We start from the raw sequence: 17,226 nt of genomic DNA, 5'->3' as shown, positions 1-17,226 counted from the left end.
ATGACCGACTCCGCTCTGGTAGGGGTATGGCCGCTGTCGCCGCTGCAGGAGGGCCTGCTGTTCCATGCGGTGTACGACGAAGAGGGCATCGACGTCTACGTCGAGCAGATGATCACCGGCCTGGAGGGCAAGCTGGACTCCGCGGCGCTGCGGGCGTCCTGGCAGGCGCTGCTCGACCGCCACGAGAGCCTGCGCGCCGGATTCCAGCGGCGCGCCTCCGGAGCCCCGGTCCAGCTCATCATGCGCCGGGTGACCCTGCCGTGGCGGGAGGAGGATCTGTCCGGGCTGGACGCGGATACCGCCCGTGCGGAGTCGGAGCGGTTGGGGATCGAGGAGCGGGAGCGGCGTTTCGACCTGGCGGTGCCGCCGTTGCTGAAAGTGCTTCTGGTCAAGGTCGGGCCGGATGAGTACCGGATGATGGTCACGCTGCATCACATCCTGTTGGACGGCTGGTCGCTTCCGGTGCTGATGCGGGAGTTGTGGACGTGTTACGAGGCCGGGGGCAGCGCACACGGGCTGCCGCCCGTCACCCTGTACCGCGAGTATCTGGCCTGGCTCGCCCGCCAGAACAAGGAAGAAGCCATGGCGGCCTGGCGGAAGACGCTGGCCGGGGCGGAAGAGCCCACGCTGGTGGCCCCGGCCGAGTACAACGGGGCGCCGGCCCACTCCGCCATGGTGTCCGGCAGGGCGAGCGAGGAGCTGGACCAGGCGCTGCGCGACCTGACGCGCCGCTTCCACGGCCTCACGCTGAACACCGTCGTTCAGGCCGCCTGGGCTCTCGTCGTCGGCAAGCTGACGGGCCGACGGGATGTGGTGTTCGGCGCCAGTGTGGCCGGACGGCCGCTGGACCTGCCGGGCATGGAGAGCATGCTGGGGCTCTTCATCAACACCGTGCCCGTACGCGTCCGCTTCGACCCGGCACGGTCGGTGGCCGAACTGCTGGCGGAGCTGCAGGCCGAGCAGGCGACGCTGGTGGACTACCAGTACCTGAGCCTCAGCGACATCCAGCGGCAGGCCGGGCCCGGGGCGACGTTCGACACCATCATGGCCTTCGAGAGCTTCCCCTCGGGCACGAACGCCCGGAAGCCGCCGGGCGGCAAGCCATCGGGCGATGAGGCCGAACGACGCGGACCGGGCGGCCTGAAGTTCACCGAGCATGCACTCCGGGAGTCGATCAATTACCCGCTCGGCCTGGTGGTCGGCCCGAGTGGCGGCCTGGGCATGCGGCTGAGCTACCGGCCGGACCTGTTCGACGAGGAGACGGCCCAGGGACTGGTCGACCAGGTGCTACGGGTGCTGGGGCAGATGGCGGCCGATCCGGAGACGTTGGTCGGTCGGCTGGACGTGTTGGGGGAGGTGGAGCGGGCTCGGGTGGTGGCGGAGTGGAATGCCACGGAGGCTGCGCTGTCTGGTGGTTCGATCGTCGAGCGGTTTGAGGCGTGGGTGGGGGTGGCGCCGGATGTGGTGGCGGTGCGGTGTGGTGGTGAGTCGGTGTCGTATGGGGAGTTGGATCGGCGGGCGAATCGGTTGGCGCGGTTGTTGAGCGGCGCTGGTGTCGGTCGGGAGTCGCGGGTTGCGTTGTGTTTGGCGCGGTCGGTGGACATGGTGGTGGCGGAGTTGGCGGTGTGGAAGGCGGGTGGGGCGTTCGTTCCGTTGGATCCGGAGTATCCGGCGGAGCGGTTGGGGTTTGTGATCGCGGACAGTGGTGCCGAGGTGGTCCTGGGGACGGTCGATTGCCTTGATGGTGTTCCGCTCGGCGGTGCGCGTGGGGTCCTTCTCGAGGGTGCCGAGGCGTTCTCGGCGGAGGCGCTGGGGACGGTCGTCGTTCCGGAGCAGTTGGCGTATGTGATTTATACGTCGGGTTCGACGGGACGGCCGAAGGGCGTGGCCGTCGCCCATGGTGGCGTGGTGAATCTGGCCGAGGCGATGCGTCCGGTGCTGGGCATGGACGCGGGTGTGGTGGCGTTGCAGTTCGCCTCGTTCAGCTTCGACGCCGCCGTTCTCGACGTCGTCGTGACGCTGGCCGCTGGGGGCACTTTGGCGGTGGCGAGTGCGGCGGAGCGTAAGGATCCGCAGGCGCTGGCGGAGATGATCGGCCGGTGTGGCGTGCGGGTGGCGAGTGTGGTTCCGTCGCTGTTGGGGGTGCTGGATCCGGATGCCGTGCCCGGGGTGAGCAATTGGGTGCTGGGCGCGGAGCGGTTGAGTGCGGAGCTGGCTGGTCGGTGGTCGGCTGGTGCGCGGGTGTGGAACACGTACGGGCCGACCGAGGCCACCGTCATCACCACCGCTACCACGACCGCACTGGAGACCGGGCTGGAGGCTGCGCCGCCTATCGGTCGGCCGCTGCCCAACAACAAGGTGTTTGTGCTGGATCCGTTCCTCCGGCCGGTGCCTGTTGGCGTGATCGGCGAGGTCCATATCGCCGGTGCGGGTCTGGCCCGGGGCTATATCGGTCGGCCGGGGCTATCGGCGGAGCGGTTCGTCGCCTGCCCGTTCGCCGCCCCGGGCGGCCGGATGTATCGCAGTGGGGACCTGGCCAAGTGGACCGCCGAGGGTGATCTGGTCTTCGCTGGTCGGGGCGATGAGCAGGTCAAGGTCCGTGGTTTCCGTGTCGAGCCCGGCGAGATCGAGGCCGTGGTGGCCGCCTGTGAGGGTGTGGGTCAGGTTGCGGTGGTGGTCCGCGAGGACGGGCCGGGGGACAAGCGGCTGGTCGCGTACGTGGTCCCCGGCGGGGAGCTGGACGTGGCGGTCGTGCGGGAGTTCGCGGCGGACCGGTTGCCGGAATACATGGTCCCGGCCGTCGTTCTGCTGGACGCGCTGCCGTTGACGGTCAACGGCAAGCTGGACCGGGCGAAGCTCCCGGCGCCGGATGCCACAGCCACCGTGGCGGGCCGGGGTCCGGCCACCCCGACCGAAGAGATCCTCTGTGGGCTCTTCGCCGAGGTGCTCGGCGTGGAGCGGGTCAGCGCTGATGCCTCGTTCTTCGAGCTCGGCGGCGACTCACTCCTGGCGATGCGGCTCATTGCCAGGGTCCGGGCGGTGCTCGACACCCGGATCACCATCCGTGAGCTCTTCAGCGCCACTACGGTCGCCCTCCTCTCCCGCCGTATCGAGGAAGCAGGCAACGCGGACGGTCAGGCCCGCCCCGCTCTGGTGCCGTGCCCCCGGCCGGACTCCGTACCCCTGTCGTACGCCCAGCGGCGGATGTGGTTCCTCAACCGCCTCGAAGGCGTGGGGGAAGGCGCGGGCTACAACCTGCCGTTGGTGCTCCGGCTTTCCGGCGAGCTCGACAGGGTTGCTCTGGAGGCGGCGCTCGGGGATGTCGCCGACCGGCACGAGAGTTTGCGTACGGTCTTTCCCGAGACCGATGGCGAGCCGCGCCAGTACGTGCTGGCGGGTGGCGCCGGCCGACCGTCGCTCGTGGTCGTGGAAACGGCGGAGCAGGAGTTGCCGCAGGCCCTGGCGGCGCATTCCGCCCGGGGCTTTGATCTGAGCGTTGATCTGCCGTGGCGGGTGCGGCTGTTGAAGACGGGTCCGTCGGAGTATGTGCTGTTGATCGTGGCGCATCACATCGCGGTTGATGGTTGGTCGATGGGGGTGTTGGGTCGGGAGATCGGGGTGGCGTATGGGGCGCGGCGGGCGGGTCGTGCGCCTGGCTGGGAGCCGTTGCCGGTGCAGTACGCGGATTTCGCGCTGTGGCAGCGTGAGGTGCTGGGCTCTCTCGATGACCCGGACAGTGTGATCAGTGGCCAGCTCGGTTACTGGCGTGATGCGCTGGCCGGTGCGCCGGAGGAACTCCTCCTGCCCGCGGACCGGCCCCGGCCGGTCGTCTCCTCCTTCCGCGGCCGATCCGTGCCGGTCCGGGTGAGCCCGCAGGTTCACGCCCGGCTGGTGGCGCTCGCCCAGCGCGGGCGGGCCACGATGTTCATGGTCGTCCAGGCGGCGCTGGCGCTTTTGCTGTCGCGAATGGGTGCGGGGAAGGACATTCCGGTCGGTACGGCGGTGGCGGGGCGTGGGGATGCGGCCTTGGACGGGTTGGTGGGGTTCTTCGTCAACACGCTGGTGTTGCGGAGCGATGTGAGTGGCGACCCGAGTTTTGTGGAGTTGTTGTCTCGGGTGCGGGAGGCGGATCTGGATGCGTATGCCCATCAGGATGTGCCGTTCGAGCGGCTGGTGGAGGACTTGAATCCTGCGCGGTCGTTGGGGCGTAATCCGCTGTTTCAGGTGTCGTTGGGGCTTCAGGGGGCGTCTGCGGGGGAGGGGCGGTTGTGGGATTTGCCGGGGTTGCGGGTGCGTCCGTTGGAGTCGGGCGCGGAGGCCTCGGCACGGGTGGATCTGGCGCTGGATTTGGCCGAGCACCGCGATGGCGACGGCAATCCGGGCGGGATCCGCGGCGCGTTCCTCTATGCCACCGACCTCTTTGACGAGCGGACGGTGGAGGCGCTGGCCGAGCGGCTGGTGCGGGTGTTGGAGCAGGTTGCCTCGGATCCTGCGGCTCGGGTGAGTGAGGTCGCCGTGCTGGGCCCGGGCGAGCGGGCGCGGGTGCTGGAGGAGTGGAACGACACCGAACGGGATGTTCCCGTACGGCCGTTGGGTGAGCTCTTCGACGAGCGGGCCGAGCTGTCGCCGGAGGCGGTGGCGGTGGTTGCGGCGGGTGGTGAGGAGTGGTCGTACGCGGAGCTGAGGGTGCGGTCGGAGCGGGTGGCGGGGGTGTTGGCCGCGCGGGGTGTGGGGCGCGGTGACCTGGTCGCTGTGGTGTTGGAGCGGTCGGTTGATGTGGTGGCGGTGTTGCTGGGGATTGCCAAGGCCGGGGCGGGGTTTGTGCCGGTGGATCCGGCGTATCCGGTGGAGCGGATCGGGTGGATGGTCGAGGATGCCGGGCCGGTGCTGGTGGTGTGCTCCGAGGAGACACGGGGGTCTGTCCCGGCCGGGGTGGAGTGCTTGGTGTGGGATCCGTCGGATGCGGTGGCGGAGCCCGCGCCTGCGGTTTCGGTGGACGTCGATGATATGGCGTATGTGATCTATACGTCGGGGTCGACGGGCCGTCCCAAGGGCGTGGCGGTGACGCATCGCGGCATTGGGAACCTCGTCGGTGCTCAGATCGAGCGGTTCGGGGTGGGTGCTGGTGCGCGGGTTTTGCAGTTGGCGTCGCTGAGCTTCGATGCTTCGGTGTGGGAGCTGTTCATGGCGTTGCTCTCGGGTGCCGCGCTGGTGGTGGCGGACCCGGACAGGCTTCCGCCCAATGGGTCGTTGAGCGGGGTGGTGGCGGAGTTCGGTGTCACGCATGTGACGGTGTCGCCGTCGGTGCTGGCCACGGTGGGGGAGTTGCCGGAGGGCTTGGGCACGGTGGTGGTGGCCAGCGAGGTGTGCCCGCCGGGATTGGTGGAGCGGTGGGCGCCGGGGCGGCGGATGGTCAATGCGTACGGTCCGACCGAGGTGACCGTGTGCGCGACGATGAGCGAGCCCTTGGAAGCGTCCGGATCGGGCCCGGTGCCCATCGGGCGGCCGAACCTCAACACCGCTGTCTATGTGCTGGACGAGCGTCTCCACCCGGTCCCCGTGGGTGTGCTGGGTGAGCTGTATGTCGCGGGTCCGGGCCTCGCGCGTGGCTACCTCGGCCGTCCCGGGCTGACTGCGGAGCGCTTTGTCGCGTGCCCCTTCTCGGGTGGGCGGATGTATCGCACGGGCGACCTCGCCAGGTGGGCCGCGGACGGACAGCTCGTCTTTGGTGGCCGTGCGGATGACCAGGTGAAGGTGCGTGGCTTCCGGGTCGAGCCGGGTGAGATCGAGACCGCTCTCGCCGCCCACCCGAGCGTCGGCCAGGTGGCGGTGATCGCTCGGGAGGACCGTACCGGGGACAAGCGGCTGGTCGCTTACGTCGTGCCGGATGACTCGCTGGATGTGTCCCAGTTGCGGACGTTCCTCGCTGACCGACTGCCCGACTACATGGTCCCGGCCGCGTTCGTGACGCTCGACGCGCTGCCCATCACGGTGAACGGCAAGCTGGACCGCGCCGCCCTCCCCGCTCCCGACTTCACCGGCGTGGCGACGGCGGGACGTGGTCCGGAGACACCCACCGAAGAACGCCTGTGCGCGCTGTTCGCCGAGGTGCTGGGCCTGGAGGAGGTGGGTGCCGAGGCGTCGTTCTTCGAGCTCGGTGGCGATTCGATTCTCGTGATGAAGCTGATCGCCCAGATCCGCGCCGTCCTCGGCGCCGAGGTCAGCATCCGTGCGCTGTTCACCGCCCCGACGGTGGCCGACGTGGCCCGGCTGCTCGACGGTACGGAGGACGGCACCGCACAGCAGGCGCTGACCGCTCGGCCGCGCCCGGAGGTGCTGCCGCTGTCGTACGCCCAGCGGCGGATGTGGTTCCTCAACCGCCTCGAAGGCGTCGGCGACGGTGCGGTGTACAACCTTCCGCTGGCGCTCCGGCTTTCCGGCGAGCTCGACAGGGTTGCTCTGGAGGCGGCGCTCGGGGATGTCGCCGACCGGCACGAGAGTCTGCGTACGGTCTTTCCCGAGACCGATGGTGAACCGCGCCAGCATGTGTTGACGGGCGAGGCGGGTCGGCCGCCGCTGATCGTGGTGGAGACCGCGGAGGAACACCTGCGGGAGGTACTCGGCGGCTATGCCGCCCGGGGCTTTGATCTGAGCGTTGATCTGCCGTGGCGGGTGCGGCTGTTGAAGACGGGTCCGTCGGAGTATGTGCTGTTGATCGTGGCGCATCACATCGCGGTTGATGGTTGGTCGATGGGGGTGTTGGGTCGGGAGATCGGGGTGGCGTATGGGGCGCGGCGGGCGGGTCGTGCGCCTGGCTGGGAGCCGTTGCCGGTGCAGTACGCGGATTTCGCGCTGTGGCAGCGTGAGGTGCTGGGCTCTCTCGATGACCCGGACAGTGTGATCAGTGGCCAGCTCGGTTACTGGCGTGATGCGCTGGCCGGTGCGCCGGAGGAACTCCTCCTGCCGACGGACCGGCCCCGGCCGGCGGTGTCGTCCTTCCGCGGTGGTGAAGTGCCGGTCGCCATCACCGCGGAAACCCATTCCCGGCTCACGGAGCTCGCCCAACGGGGCGGGGCGACGATGTTCATGGTGATGCACGCCGCCATCTCCGCACTGCTGTCGCGAATGGGTGCGGGGAAGGACATTCCGGTCGGTACGGCGGTGGCGGGGCGTGGGGATGCGGCCTTGGACGGGTTGGTGGGGTTCTTCGTCAACACGCTGGTGTTGCGGAGCGATGTGAGTGGCGACCCGAGTTTCGTGGAGTTGTTGTCTCGGGTGCGGGAGGCGGATCTGGATGCGTATGCCCATCAGGATGTGCCGTTCGAGCGGCTGGTGGAGGACTTGAATCCTGCGCGGTCGTTGGGGCGTAATCCGCTGTTTCAGGTGTCGTTGGGGCTTCAGGGGGCGTCTGCGGGGGAGGGGCGGTTGTGGGATTTGCCGGGGTTGCGGGTGCGTCCGTTGGAGTCGGGCGCGGAGGCCTCGGCACGGGTGGATCTGGCGCTGGATTTGGCCGAGCACCGCGATGGCGACGGCAATCCGGGCGGGATCCGCGGCGCGTTCCTCTATGCCACCGACCTCTTTGACGAGCGGACGGTGGAGGCGCTGGCCGAGCGGCTGGTGCGGTTGCTGGGGCAGGTGGCGGCCAACCCTTCCGCTCGGGTGAGCGAGTTCGAGGTGCTCGATGGCGCGGAGCGGGAGCGGGTGCTGGAGGGATGGAACGACACCGAACGGGATGTTCCCGTGCGGCCGTTGGCGGAGTTGTTCGACGAGCGGGCCGAGCTGTCGCCGGAGGCGGTGGCGGTGGTTGCGGCGGGTGGTGAGGTGTGGTCGTACGCGGAGCTGAGGGTGCGGTCGGAGCGGGTGGCGGGGGTGTTGGCCGCGCGGGGTGTGGGGCGCGGTGACCTGGTTGCTGTGGTGTTGGAGCGGTCGGTTGATGTGGTGGCGGTGTTGCTGGGGATTGCCAAGGCCGGGGCGGGGTTTGTGCCGGTGGATCCGGCGTATCCGGTGGAGCGGATCGGGTGGATGGTCGAGGATGCCGGGCCGGTGCTGGTGGTGTGCTCCGAGGAGACACGGGGGTCTGTCCCGGTCGGGGTGGAGTGCCTGATGTGGGATCCGTCCGCAGCTCAATCCGCGGACGCGGCTCCGGCTCCGGCCCCGGCCCCGGCCCCGGTGGTCTCCGTGAGCGTGGACGACGTGGCGTATGTGATCTATACGTCGGGGTCGACGGGCCGTCCCAAGGGCGTGGCGGTGACGCATCGCGGCATTGGGAACCTCGTCGGTGCTCAGATCGAGCGGTTCGGGGTGGGTGCTGGTGCGCGGGTTTTGCAGTTGGCGTCGCTGAGCTTCGATGCTTCGGTGTGGGAGCTGTTCATGGCGTTGCTCTCGGGTGCCGCGCTGGTGGTGGCGGACCCGGACAGGCTTCCGCCCAACGGTTCGCTGGGCGCGACGGCCACGGCTCTGGGTGTCACGCATGTGACGGTGTCGCCGTCGGTGCTGGCCACGGTGGGGGAGTTGCCGGAGGGCTTGGGCACGGTGGTGGTGGCCAGCGAGGTGTGCCCGCCGGGGTTGGTGGAGCGGTGGGCGCCGGGGCGGCGGATGGTCAATGCGTACGGTCCGACCGAGGTGACCGTGTGCGCGACGATGAGCGAGCCCTTGGAAGCGTCCGGATCGGGCCCGGTGCCCATCGGGCGGCCCATCACCAACAGCCGGGCGTTCGTCCTCGATGAGCGTCTTCACCCCGTCCCCGTGGGTGTGCTGGGTGAGCTGTATGTCGCGGGTCCGGGCCTCGCGCGTGGCTACCTCGGCCGTCCCGGGCTGACTGCGGAGCGCTTTGTCGCGTGCCCCTTCTCGGGTGGGCGGATGTATCGCACGGGTGACCTCGCCAGGTGGGCCGCGGACGGACAGCTCGTCTTTGGTGGCCGTGCGGATGACCAGGTGAAGGTGCGTGGCTTCCGGGTCGAGCCGGGTGAGATCGAGACCGCTCTCGCCGCCCACCCGAGCGTCGGCCAGGTGGCGGTGATCGCTCGGGAGGACCGTACCGGGGACAAGCGGCTGGTCGCTTACGTCGTGCCGGATGACTCGCTGGATGTGTCCCAGTTGCGGACGTTCCTCGCTGACCGACTGCCCGACTACATGGTCCCGGCCGCGTTTGTGACGCTCGACGCGCTGCCCATCACGGTGAACGGCAAGCTGGACCGCGCCGCCCTCCCCGCTCCCGACTTCACCGGCGTGGCGACGGCGGGACGTGGTCCGGAGACACCCACCGAAGAGCGCCTGTGTGCCCTCTTCGCCGAGGTGCTGGGCCTGGAGGAGGTGGGTGCCGAGGCGTCGTTCTTCGAGCTCGGTGGCGATTCGATTCTCGTGATGAAGCTGATCGCCCAGATCCGCGCCGTCCTCGGCGCCGAGGTCAGCATCCGTGCGCTGTTCACCGCCCCGACGGTGGCCGACGTGGCCCGGCTGCTCGACAGTTCGGAGGACGACACCGCCCGCACCGACTCCGACGACACCGGCCTGTTGCTGCCGCTCCGGACCGAAGGCGACCGGTCGCCCGTGTTCTGCGTCCACCCGAGCACCGGGCTGGGGCGCTGCTACGCGGAACTCACGGACCACCTGCCGCCGGACCGCCCGGTCTACGCGTTGCAGGCCCGCGGCTTCGGCATGGATGAGTCACTGCCGCGGACGGTCGAGGAGATGGCCGCGGACTACGTGGCGAGGATCCGGACGGTGCAGCCGGCCGGGCCCTATCACCTGCTCGGCTGGTCGTTCGGTGGCACCGTGGCCCATGCGATGGCGGCGCTGCTGCAGCAGCAGGGCGAAACGGTGGACCTCCTGGTCAGCCTCGATGGCTACCCGGGCGCCGCCGAGGCGGAACCGACCGGGGAGCCCGCCGACGAGGCCGCCGAACCCGGCGCCGAGGCCGCCAAGCCCGCCGAGGCGTCCGCCGAGCCCGACAAGCCCGGCGAGCCCGCCGAAGGTCCCCGCGGCGGGCGGCGCAAGCGGGTGCGGATGCTCTCCGAGATCCAGAGGGTCAACGCGAACAACAACCGCCTGCTCCAGCACCACGCGCCCGGCGTCTTCCGCGGAGAACTGCTGCTCCTCGTCGCCACGGAGGGTCGGCCCGCGTCGACCCCGGCGCAGCTGGCTCCGGACAGCTGGGCGCCGTACGTCGACGGGCATGTCGAGCCGGTCCGGATCGCCTCCGATCACGACGGGATGCTCACCGGAGAGCCCCTCGAAACGATCGGTCGGCTCATTTCCGCGCAGCTGCTGACGAAGAATTAGGGAGAGGGTGGAGAGAGAGTATGGACGAGAAGGAGAACGCGGCAGCGGTCGGGCCGCCCGAGGGCACGCGCCGACAGGGCAGATTAGTCATTCTGCTCGTTTCACTTGGGGCTGCTCTGGCGATCGCGATGGTGGCCGGCGGATTGGGTTTCGCGCTCGGCTCCGACGATTCCCCGAAGTCCTCCGGCAGCGCCGGGGCGGGGGACAAGAGGGCCCAAAGCATGGCCTTCGTCGAATGCCTTCGGGACAATGGTGTGCCGGACTTTCCCGATCCCGCCGCGGACGGTTCGATTCTGCTCGACCCCAGCAGCGGTATCGATGTCAAGGGCGATGCGTACAAGAAGGCGGAGAAGGTCTGCGAGCGGCTGATGCCCGAAGGGCGCCGGGCTTCCCCGCCGCCCGGTGGGATGCCCGATCTGACGAAGTATGTGGACTGCATGCGGAAGAATGGCGTGCCCGACTTCCCCGATCCGAAGGGCGGCGGTTTCGCCCCCGAGGAGGCCGGGATCGACGTCAAGTCGCCCGAGTTCCGGGACGCGCACAAGGCTTGCGAGCGGCACCTGCCCGCGGGGGCGCCGGGCCCGGCGTAACCCCGGGCGGTCCCGCCCGGCCTCGCGTAGGCCCATGTCGGCCCTCTGCGCGTGCCGCGCGCGGTGCCCTGCCGGGTGGCCGCCTCTGCCCTGGGCCGCCGGACCACCCGTCCGGCGGCCCGGGGCTTCCGTACGCCCGGTAGCCCGGGGCTTCCGCATGCCCGTCAGACCGGGCTTCCGCATGCCCGGCGCGCCGGGACCTCTACACCTCGGGCCGTAACCCCCACTGAAACCTCAGCGAAACCGCCCCCTCGCTAAAACAGGAGGTACAGGAAATCCCGAAGGAATGGGGACAGTGGCATGGTGGTTATCACGGAGCGGCCGTCGGATGGCAGTGCCGCACCCAAGAAGAGGCTGCGGCGCACCACCGCACTGGCGGCGCTGCTGACCGGGGTCGCCCTGCTCGCCACTGCCTGTGGCGACAGCGACGAACCCGATAAGAGCGTGGCCAGCGTGGGCTCCGGGAAGGGCTCGCAGTCCAAGAAGCCCGAGGCCGGTACACAAGGGGACGGGCTGAAATTCGCGGAGTGCATGCGGAAGAACGGTCTGCCCGATTTCAAGGACCCGAAGCCCGGTGAGGGCATGGGCGCCGGAATCGACCCGCAGTCACAGGAGTTCCAGAAGGCCGAGAAAGCCTGCAAGCAGTACATGCCGGCCCCGCCCCCGCAGGAGGGTGGCGGCGGTCCGGGCGATGTGTGGCCGACCGAGGACAAGCTCAAGTACGCCAAGTGCATGCGCAAGAACGGCGTGCCCAGCTTCCCCGATCCCGACGAGAGCGGTGGTTTCAAGCTGGAGGTCGACCCGACCACTCCGCAGTTCAAGAAGGCGGAGGACGCCTGCAAGCAGTACCAGCCCGAGTCCCTGCGCAACATGGAGCCCAACAAGCCCGGTGGGGGCTCGGCGTGAGTGCGACGCAGACCCCGACCGAGGACGAGGAAGCGAGCCCCCCGGAGCGGCAGAGCGCGCCGCCACCGGCGCGGCGCAAGCGGCGCGGGCTGACCGCGGTCGTCGTCGTGGCGATCGTGGTCGCGGCGGGCGCGGGCGTCGTCGTGGCCGATCCGTTCAAGAAGTCCGAGAAGGACTCGTCGGCCAGGACCAGCGCCCCCACCGGGCTGGCGAAGGTCACCCAGGGGTCCTTGTCGGCCCGTACCCTGGAGAACGGGACGCTCGGCTACGCGGGTTCGTACGACGTCGTCAACAACGCCAAGGGCACCATCACCAGGCTGCCCGCCGTGGGCGATGTGATCAGTCAGGGCGAGGTGCTCTACCGCGTGAGCGGCAAGCCGGTGGTGATGCTCCAGGGCGCCGCCGAGCCGGTGTACCGCGATCTGGCCTACGGCGCCGAGGGCTCCGATGTGCGGCAGCTCAACGCCGCGCTCGTCAGCCTCAAGTACGCCACCAAGACGCAGATCGACCCCGACTCGGACTACTTCAGCATGCAGACCTTCTACGCCCTCAAAGAGCTGCAGGAGGACGTCGGGCTGAAGGAGACGGGTGAACTGTCGCTCGGGCAGGCGGTGTTCCTGCCCGCCGAGGAGGTCCGGGTCATCAAGTCCGGGGCCGTACGCGGCGGCCCGGCCGGGCAGGGGCAGAACGTCCTTCAGGTCTCCTCGACCAAGCGGCAGGTCACCGTCGAGCTCAACGCCAGTCAGCAGACCGGAGTGGCGGTCGGCGACAAGGTGACCGTCACCCTCCCCAACGGCAAGTCGACCGACGGCGAGGTGTCGTCGGTGGGGAAGGTGGCGAAACAGGTCGACGACAAGACCACGATCGAGGTGCAGATCAAGCCGAAGGACCCGAAGGCGACGGGCGGGCTCGACCAGGCGCCCGTCCAGGTGGCCATCGTCTCCGACACGGTGAAGGACGTGCTGTCGGTGCCCGTGAACGCGCTGCTGGCGCTCGCCGGAGGCGGTTACGCCGTCGAGACCGTCGACGCGGGCGGCAAACACAAGCTGATTTCGGTGCGCACCGGGATCTTCGACGACAGCGAGGGCAAGGTGGAGGTCAGCGGCGCCGGACTCGAGGTCGGCCAGAAGATCGCGGTGCCCGCGTCATGACCGGCGTGGAGACCGAGACGCGGCCGGTCGACGTGCGGACCACCGGCGAGGCGGTGCTGCAACTGGAGGACGTGACCAAGGTCTATCCGGGCGCCTCCCCGGTCGTGGCGCTGGACGCGGCCGGATTCACCATCCACCGGGGCGATTTGGTGGCCATCGTTGGCCCCTCCGGCTCCGGCAAGTCGACCTTGCTGCAGGTCATGGGCACCCTGGACCGGCCGACCTCCGGAACGGTACGGGTCGTGGGGGAGGATGTGGCCGCGATGTCCGACCGGGCGCTGGCCGGGCTGCGCGCCACCCGGATCGGCTTTGTCTTCCAGCAGTTCTTCCTGGCCGAACACGCCACGGCGCTGGAGAACGTGGCCGACGGGATGCTGTACTCGGGCGTCCGGCGCCCGGCCCGGCTGTCGGCGGCCGCCGTGGCCCTGGACCGGGTCGGCCTCAGCCACCGGATCCACCACCGGCCGTCGCAGCTGTCGGGTGGCGAGCGGCAGCGGGTCGCGATCGCCCGTGCCCTGGCCGGTGACCCGGCGATCGTGCTGGCCGACGAGCCCACCGGCAACCTCGACAGTGTCGCGGGTGCCGCGATCTTCAAGCTGTTCAAGGAGCTCAACGCCGAGGGCACCACCATCGTCATGATCACCCACGATCGGGAGCTGGCCGCCCGGCTGCCGCGCCGGATCGAGGTGCTCGACGGCCATATCGTCGCGGACGTCATGTCGGCGGAGGACCCGCTGGACGTCGAGAGGCGGTTGCCATGACCTCCACGGCCCCCGCCCCCGGCCGACTCCACCCCGCCGACCTGAGCCGGACCGCCAGCGTGGGCCTGCGCACCCGCCGGATGCGGGCCGCCCTGTCGGCGCTGGGCATCGCCATCGGCGTCGCCGCGATGGTGGCGGTGCTCGGGTTGTCGTCCTCCTCGCAGGCCGGACTGCTCGCCGAGATCGACAAGCTGGGCACCAATCTGCTGAAGGTCACTCCGGGCCAGTCGCTGGGCGGCGGGGACGCCAAGCTCCCCGTCGAGGCGCCGGGCATGATCTCCCGGATCGGCCCGGTCGAGGCGGTGCAGAGCACCGGCAAGACCGACGCCGAGGCGTACCGCAGCCCGCACATCCCGAGCCTCAACACCAACTCGCTCTCGGTGAACGCCGCCAGCCTGCGCCTCCCGGCCGCGGTGCGCACCTCGATGGCCCAGGGCAGATACCTCAACGCCGCCACCGCGCGGCAGCCGGTGGCCGTCCTCGGCTGGGACGCCGCCAGCCGGCTGGGCATCTCCCGCATCCACCCGGGCATGCGCGTCTGGGTCGGCGGCCAGTGGTTCTACGTGTCCGGGGTGCTCAAGCCCGCCAAGCTGACACCGGAGATCGACTCGGCGGTGCTGGTGGGCTACGAGGCCGCGGAGAAGTACCTGGACTTCGACGGCCACCCCTCCACGGTGTACGTACGGTCGGACACCGACCAGGTCAAGGAGGTCCGCAACGTCCTGGCCGCCACGGCCAATCCGCAGAACCCCAGCGAGGTCAGTGTCACCCAGCCGTCGGCCGCGCTCGAGGCCCGGGCCGCCGCGCGGTCGGCGCTGGACGGACTCTTCCTCGGGCTGGGGGCGGTGGCCCTGCTCGTCGGGGGCATCGGCGTCGCCAACACCATGGTGATCTCCGTGCTCGAACGCCGCTCGGAGATCGGCCTGCGGCGGGCGCTCGGCGCCACCCGTGGCACCATCCGGCTGCAGTTCCTCTCCGAGGCGATCCTGCTCGCCATGCTCGGTGGCGCGGTCGGGGTGGTGCTGGGCACGCTGGCGACGTTCGTCTACGCGGGCGTCAAGGGCTGGGAGACCGTCGTCCCGGTGCTCGCCTGGGCGGGTGGACTCGGCGCGGCCGTGGCCATCGGCGCCATCGCCGGGCTGCTGCCCGCCCTGCGGGCGGCCCGGATGCCACCGACGGAGGCGCTGCGTACGGTCTGAACCGAGCCGCCCGGCACCGTGGATCCCCCGTCCCGGTGCCGGGCTTCGGGCTGCCCGGTACGGGGGAAACACGTACGTCCACGGCAACCGTGCCCGGCGTTGGCCCGCTATGTCCAATCGTCCAAGTGCGCATTTCTGCATGGGAGTTGGCTCACCGAGACTGGGCGGAGCCGGTGACGGGGGAGGGCCATGGCCATGAGTGGCAGTGCGCTGGAAGAGACCATCCGTGATGTGCTGATCGGCCTTGCCGTGGTCGTACCCGCGGCCGTCGTCTGCGGGCGGATCGCCCAGCGGCTGCGGCAGCCGGCGGTGCTGGGGGAAATCGCCGCGGGCCTGATGATGGGGCCCAGTCTGCTGGGGCTGCTGCCCGGGAATCCGACCGCCGTCCTGTTCCCGGACCAGGCCCGGCCCTTCCTCCAGCTGCTGGCCCAACTGGGCCTCGTGCTTTTCATGTTCGGCGTGGGATACCACCTCGACGTGGCGCAACTGCGCGGCCGGGGCCGTCAGGTGGTGTCGGTCTCGCTCAGCTCCGTCGCCCTGCCGTTCGCCCTGGGCACGGGCCTGGCCGTCGCCTTCGCGTCCTGGGGTCTCACCGAGCGGGGGCGGATGGGGCTGCTCGGCCCGGCGCTGTTCCTGGGCGCGGCCATGTCCATCACGGCCTTCCCGGTGCTCGCCCGCATCCTGACCGACCACGGTCTGGCGCGGGAGCGCATCGGCACCATGGCGCTCGCCTGCGCCGCCCTCCAGGACCTGCTGGCGTGGGGCATCCTCGCGGTCGTGGTCGTCGTGGTGAACGCCGACGGCTCCTGGCCGCTGGCCCGGATGGCGCTGCTGTCCGCCCTCTTCGTCCTCGCCATGCTGTATGTGGTCAAGCCCGCGCTGCATCGGATGCTGGCGGCCGAGCGGTCCTGGAACCGGGACAGCACAGTGGTCCAAGGCGTGGTCTTCAGCGGTCTGCTGCTGTCGGCCTGGGCCACCGACGCGATGGGACTGCACACCGTGTTCGGCGCCTTCGTCTTCGGCGCCGTCGTACCGCGCCGCCTGCTCGAGGCGCACACCCCGGAGGTGCCCGCGCGCATCGAGCAGGCGAGCCTGCTGCTGCTCCCGGTCTTCTTCACCGTCACCGGGCTGTCCGTCAACTTCCAGGGGCTCGGCGGCCAGGGCCTGGCCATGCTGCTCGCCGTGCTCGTCGCGGCCTGCGCGGGCAAGTTCATCGGCGCCGCGGCCGCCGCCCGGCTCACCGGGGCCACTCCACGGCAGGCCATCACCCTCGGCGTGCTGATGAACGCGCGCGGGCTCACCGAACTCGTCCTGCTCAACGTGGGTTTGGGCCTCGGTGTCATCGACGGCCGCGTCTTCACCGTGATGGTGGCCATGGCCGTGGTCACCACGATGATGACCGGCCCGCTGCTGCAGCGCCTGTTGCCGGCGCCCCCGTCACGCACCGCCTACCGCGGTGGCGAACACGGGGGCGCCGGTGGCGCGGCGGATGCCGGGGCGGGTCCGCGGCCGCTGCCGCGCGACGCGGCCGGAAGCGGTCAGCCGGATACCGCGCTCAGGGAGCCGTGACGACCGCGCCGCCACCCGCTCCGGCCGTGATCCTGCCGGGGCACAGTCCGCGTGCCGCGAGCCCGCTGAGGATCTGCGGCACGGCGGCGACCGTGGTCTGGTATCCGCCGTCGTGCATGAGGATGATGCTGCCCGCCCGCATGGTGGCGGCGGCCTGCACGATCTGCTGGGTGCCGGCCCCGTTCCAGTCCTGGGAGTCCACGCTCCACAGCACCTCGGTCAGCCCGAGACGGGCCTCATCGGTCCTGACCTGCGCGTTGGTCTCCCCGTAGGGCGGCCGGAACAGGGTGGGTGTCTGTCCGGTGATGCGCCGGATGGTGTTCTGGGCGCCCGAGATCTCGTTGTACGCCGCCGGTTCGCCGATCTGGGTGAGATGGGCGTGTGAGGTGGTGTGGTTGGCGATCCACATACCCGCCGCCTGCTCGGCCCTGAGCAGGTCCGGATACTGGTCGGCGTGGAGCCCCCAGATGAAGAAGGTGGCTTTCGCGCCACCCGCCCGCAGGGCGTTGAGCAGCGCCTGCGTCGACCCCGGATTCGGCCCGTCGTCGTACGTCAGACCCACGTAGCCATTGGGGCAGGCGGCCCAGGCCCGCTCGGTGTGCGCCGCGCCGTGGGTGGCCGCGGGCGACGGGGCGGCGGAGAACCCCGCGAGGGCGGCCGTGGCCGCGGCGACGAGCGCGAACCGCCGCGCTCTCCCGGTGCTCCGTGTCCCCGCTCGTCTTGGAGCGGTCTTTCCGCGTCCGGTCATGGTCCCTCCTGAAGTGCGGGT

Annotated in this window: 8 protein-coding genes; 7 read left to right on the top strand and 1 reads right to left on the bottom strand. The window is 70.3% G+C overall.

Annotated features, from left to right (window positions below; all coding sequences use genetic code 11):
* The 7 genes from LIV37_RS09175 (at position 1) to LIV37_RS09145 (ending at position 16,457) form a co-directional block, all read left to right on the top strand.
* Positions 1-10,281, top strand: a complete 10,281-nt coding sequence (locus LIV37_RS09175; protein WP_020866831.1) for a non-ribosomal peptide synthetase — start codon at positions 1-3, stop codon at positions 10,279-10,281.
* A gap of 20 nt (positions 10,282-10,301) precedes the next feature.
* On the top strand, positions 10,302-10,871 hold the full coding sequence (locus LIV37_RS09170; RefSeq protein WP_148717863.1) for a hypothetical protein: 570 nt from the start codon (positions 10,302-10,304) through the stop codon (positions 10,869-10,871).
* Between the two features lie 300 nt (positions 10,872-11,171).
* A complete protein-coding gene (locus tag LIV37_RS09165) occupies positions 11,172-11,777 on the top strand; it encodes a hypothetical protein (protein ID WP_020866829.1) in 606 nt (201 codons plus the stop codon).
* Positions 11,774-12,928, top strand: coding sequence for a peptidoglycan-binding protein (locus LIV37_RS09160; protein ID WP_020866828.1), 1,155 nt, complete (start codon positions 11,774-11,776; stop codon positions 12,926-12,928). Before LIV37_RS09165 ends, LIV37_RS09160 begins: the two co-directional genes overlap by 4 nt.
* On the top strand, positions 12,925-13,689 hold the full coding sequence (locus LIV37_RS09155) for an ABC transporter ATP-binding protein (protein ID WP_020866827.1): 765 nt from the start codon (positions 12,925-12,927) through the stop codon (positions 13,687-13,689). The genes LIV37_RS09160 and LIV37_RS09155 overlap by 4 nt, the downstream gene beginning before the upstream one ends.
* A complete protein-coding gene (locus LIV37_RS09150) occupies positions 13,686-14,888 on the top strand; it encodes an ABC transporter permease (protein WP_020866826.1) in 1,203 nt (400 codons plus the stop codon). Before LIV37_RS09155 ends, LIV37_RS09150 begins: the two co-directional genes overlap by 4 nt.
* 195 nt (positions 14,889-15,083) lie before the next feature.
* Positions 15,084-16,457, top strand: coding sequence for a cation:proton antiporter (locus LIV37_RS09145; RefSeq protein ID WP_243146374.1), 1,374 nt, complete (start codon positions 15,084-15,086; stop codon positions 16,455-16,457).
* Here LIV37_RS09145 and LIV37_RS09140 read toward each other — a convergent pair.
* Positions 16,444-17,205 carry a polysaccharide deacetylase family protein gene (locus LIV37_RS09140; RefSeq protein WP_020866824.1) on the bottom strand — a complete coding sequence of 254 codons (762 nt, stop codon included), beginning with the start codon at positions 17,203-17,205 and terminating at the stop codon, positions 16,444-16,446. The genes LIV37_RS09145 and LIV37_RS09140 overlap by 14 nt on opposite strands.
* Positions 17,206-17,226: the final 21 nt, after the last annotated feature.

Origin of the sequence: Streptomyces rapamycinicus NRRL 5491, from assembly GCF_024298965.1 — a bacterium.
GTDB classification, from domain to species: Bacteria; Actinomycetota; Actinomycetes; order Streptomycetales; family Streptomycetaceae; genus Streptomyces; species Streptomyces rapamycinicus.
This window is presented reverse-complemented; position numbering and strand designations above follow the sequence as displayed.

Coding starts and splice junctions, on each gene's coding strand:
- LIV37_RS09175 (WP_020866831.1), top strand. CDS start 1: ATGACCGACTCCGCTCTGGTAGGGGTATGGCCGCTGTCGCCGCTGCAG.
- LIV37_RS09170 (WP_148717863.1), top strand. CDS start 10,302: ATGGACGAGAAGGAGAACGCGGCAGCGGTCGGGCCGCCCGAGGGCACG.
- LIV37_RS09165 (WP_020866829.1), top strand. CDS start 11,172: ATGGTGGTTATCACGGAGCGGCCGTCGGATGGCAGTGCCGCACCCAAG.
- LIV37_RS09155 (WP_020866827.1), top strand. CDS start 12,925: ATGACCGGCGTGGAGACCGAGACGCGGCCGGTCGACGTGCGGACCACC.
- LIV37_RS09150 (WP_020866826.1), top strand. CDS start 13,686: ATGACCTCCACGGCCCCCGCCCCCGGCCGACTCCACCCCGCCGACCTG.
- LIV37_RS09145 (WP_243146374.1), top strand. CDS start 15,084: ATGAGTGGCAGTGCGCTGGAAGAGACCATCCGTGATGTGCTGATCGGC.
- LIV37_RS09140 (WP_020866824.1), bottom strand. CDS start 17,205: ATGACCGGACGCGGAAAGACCGCTCCAAGACGAGCGGGGACACGGAGC.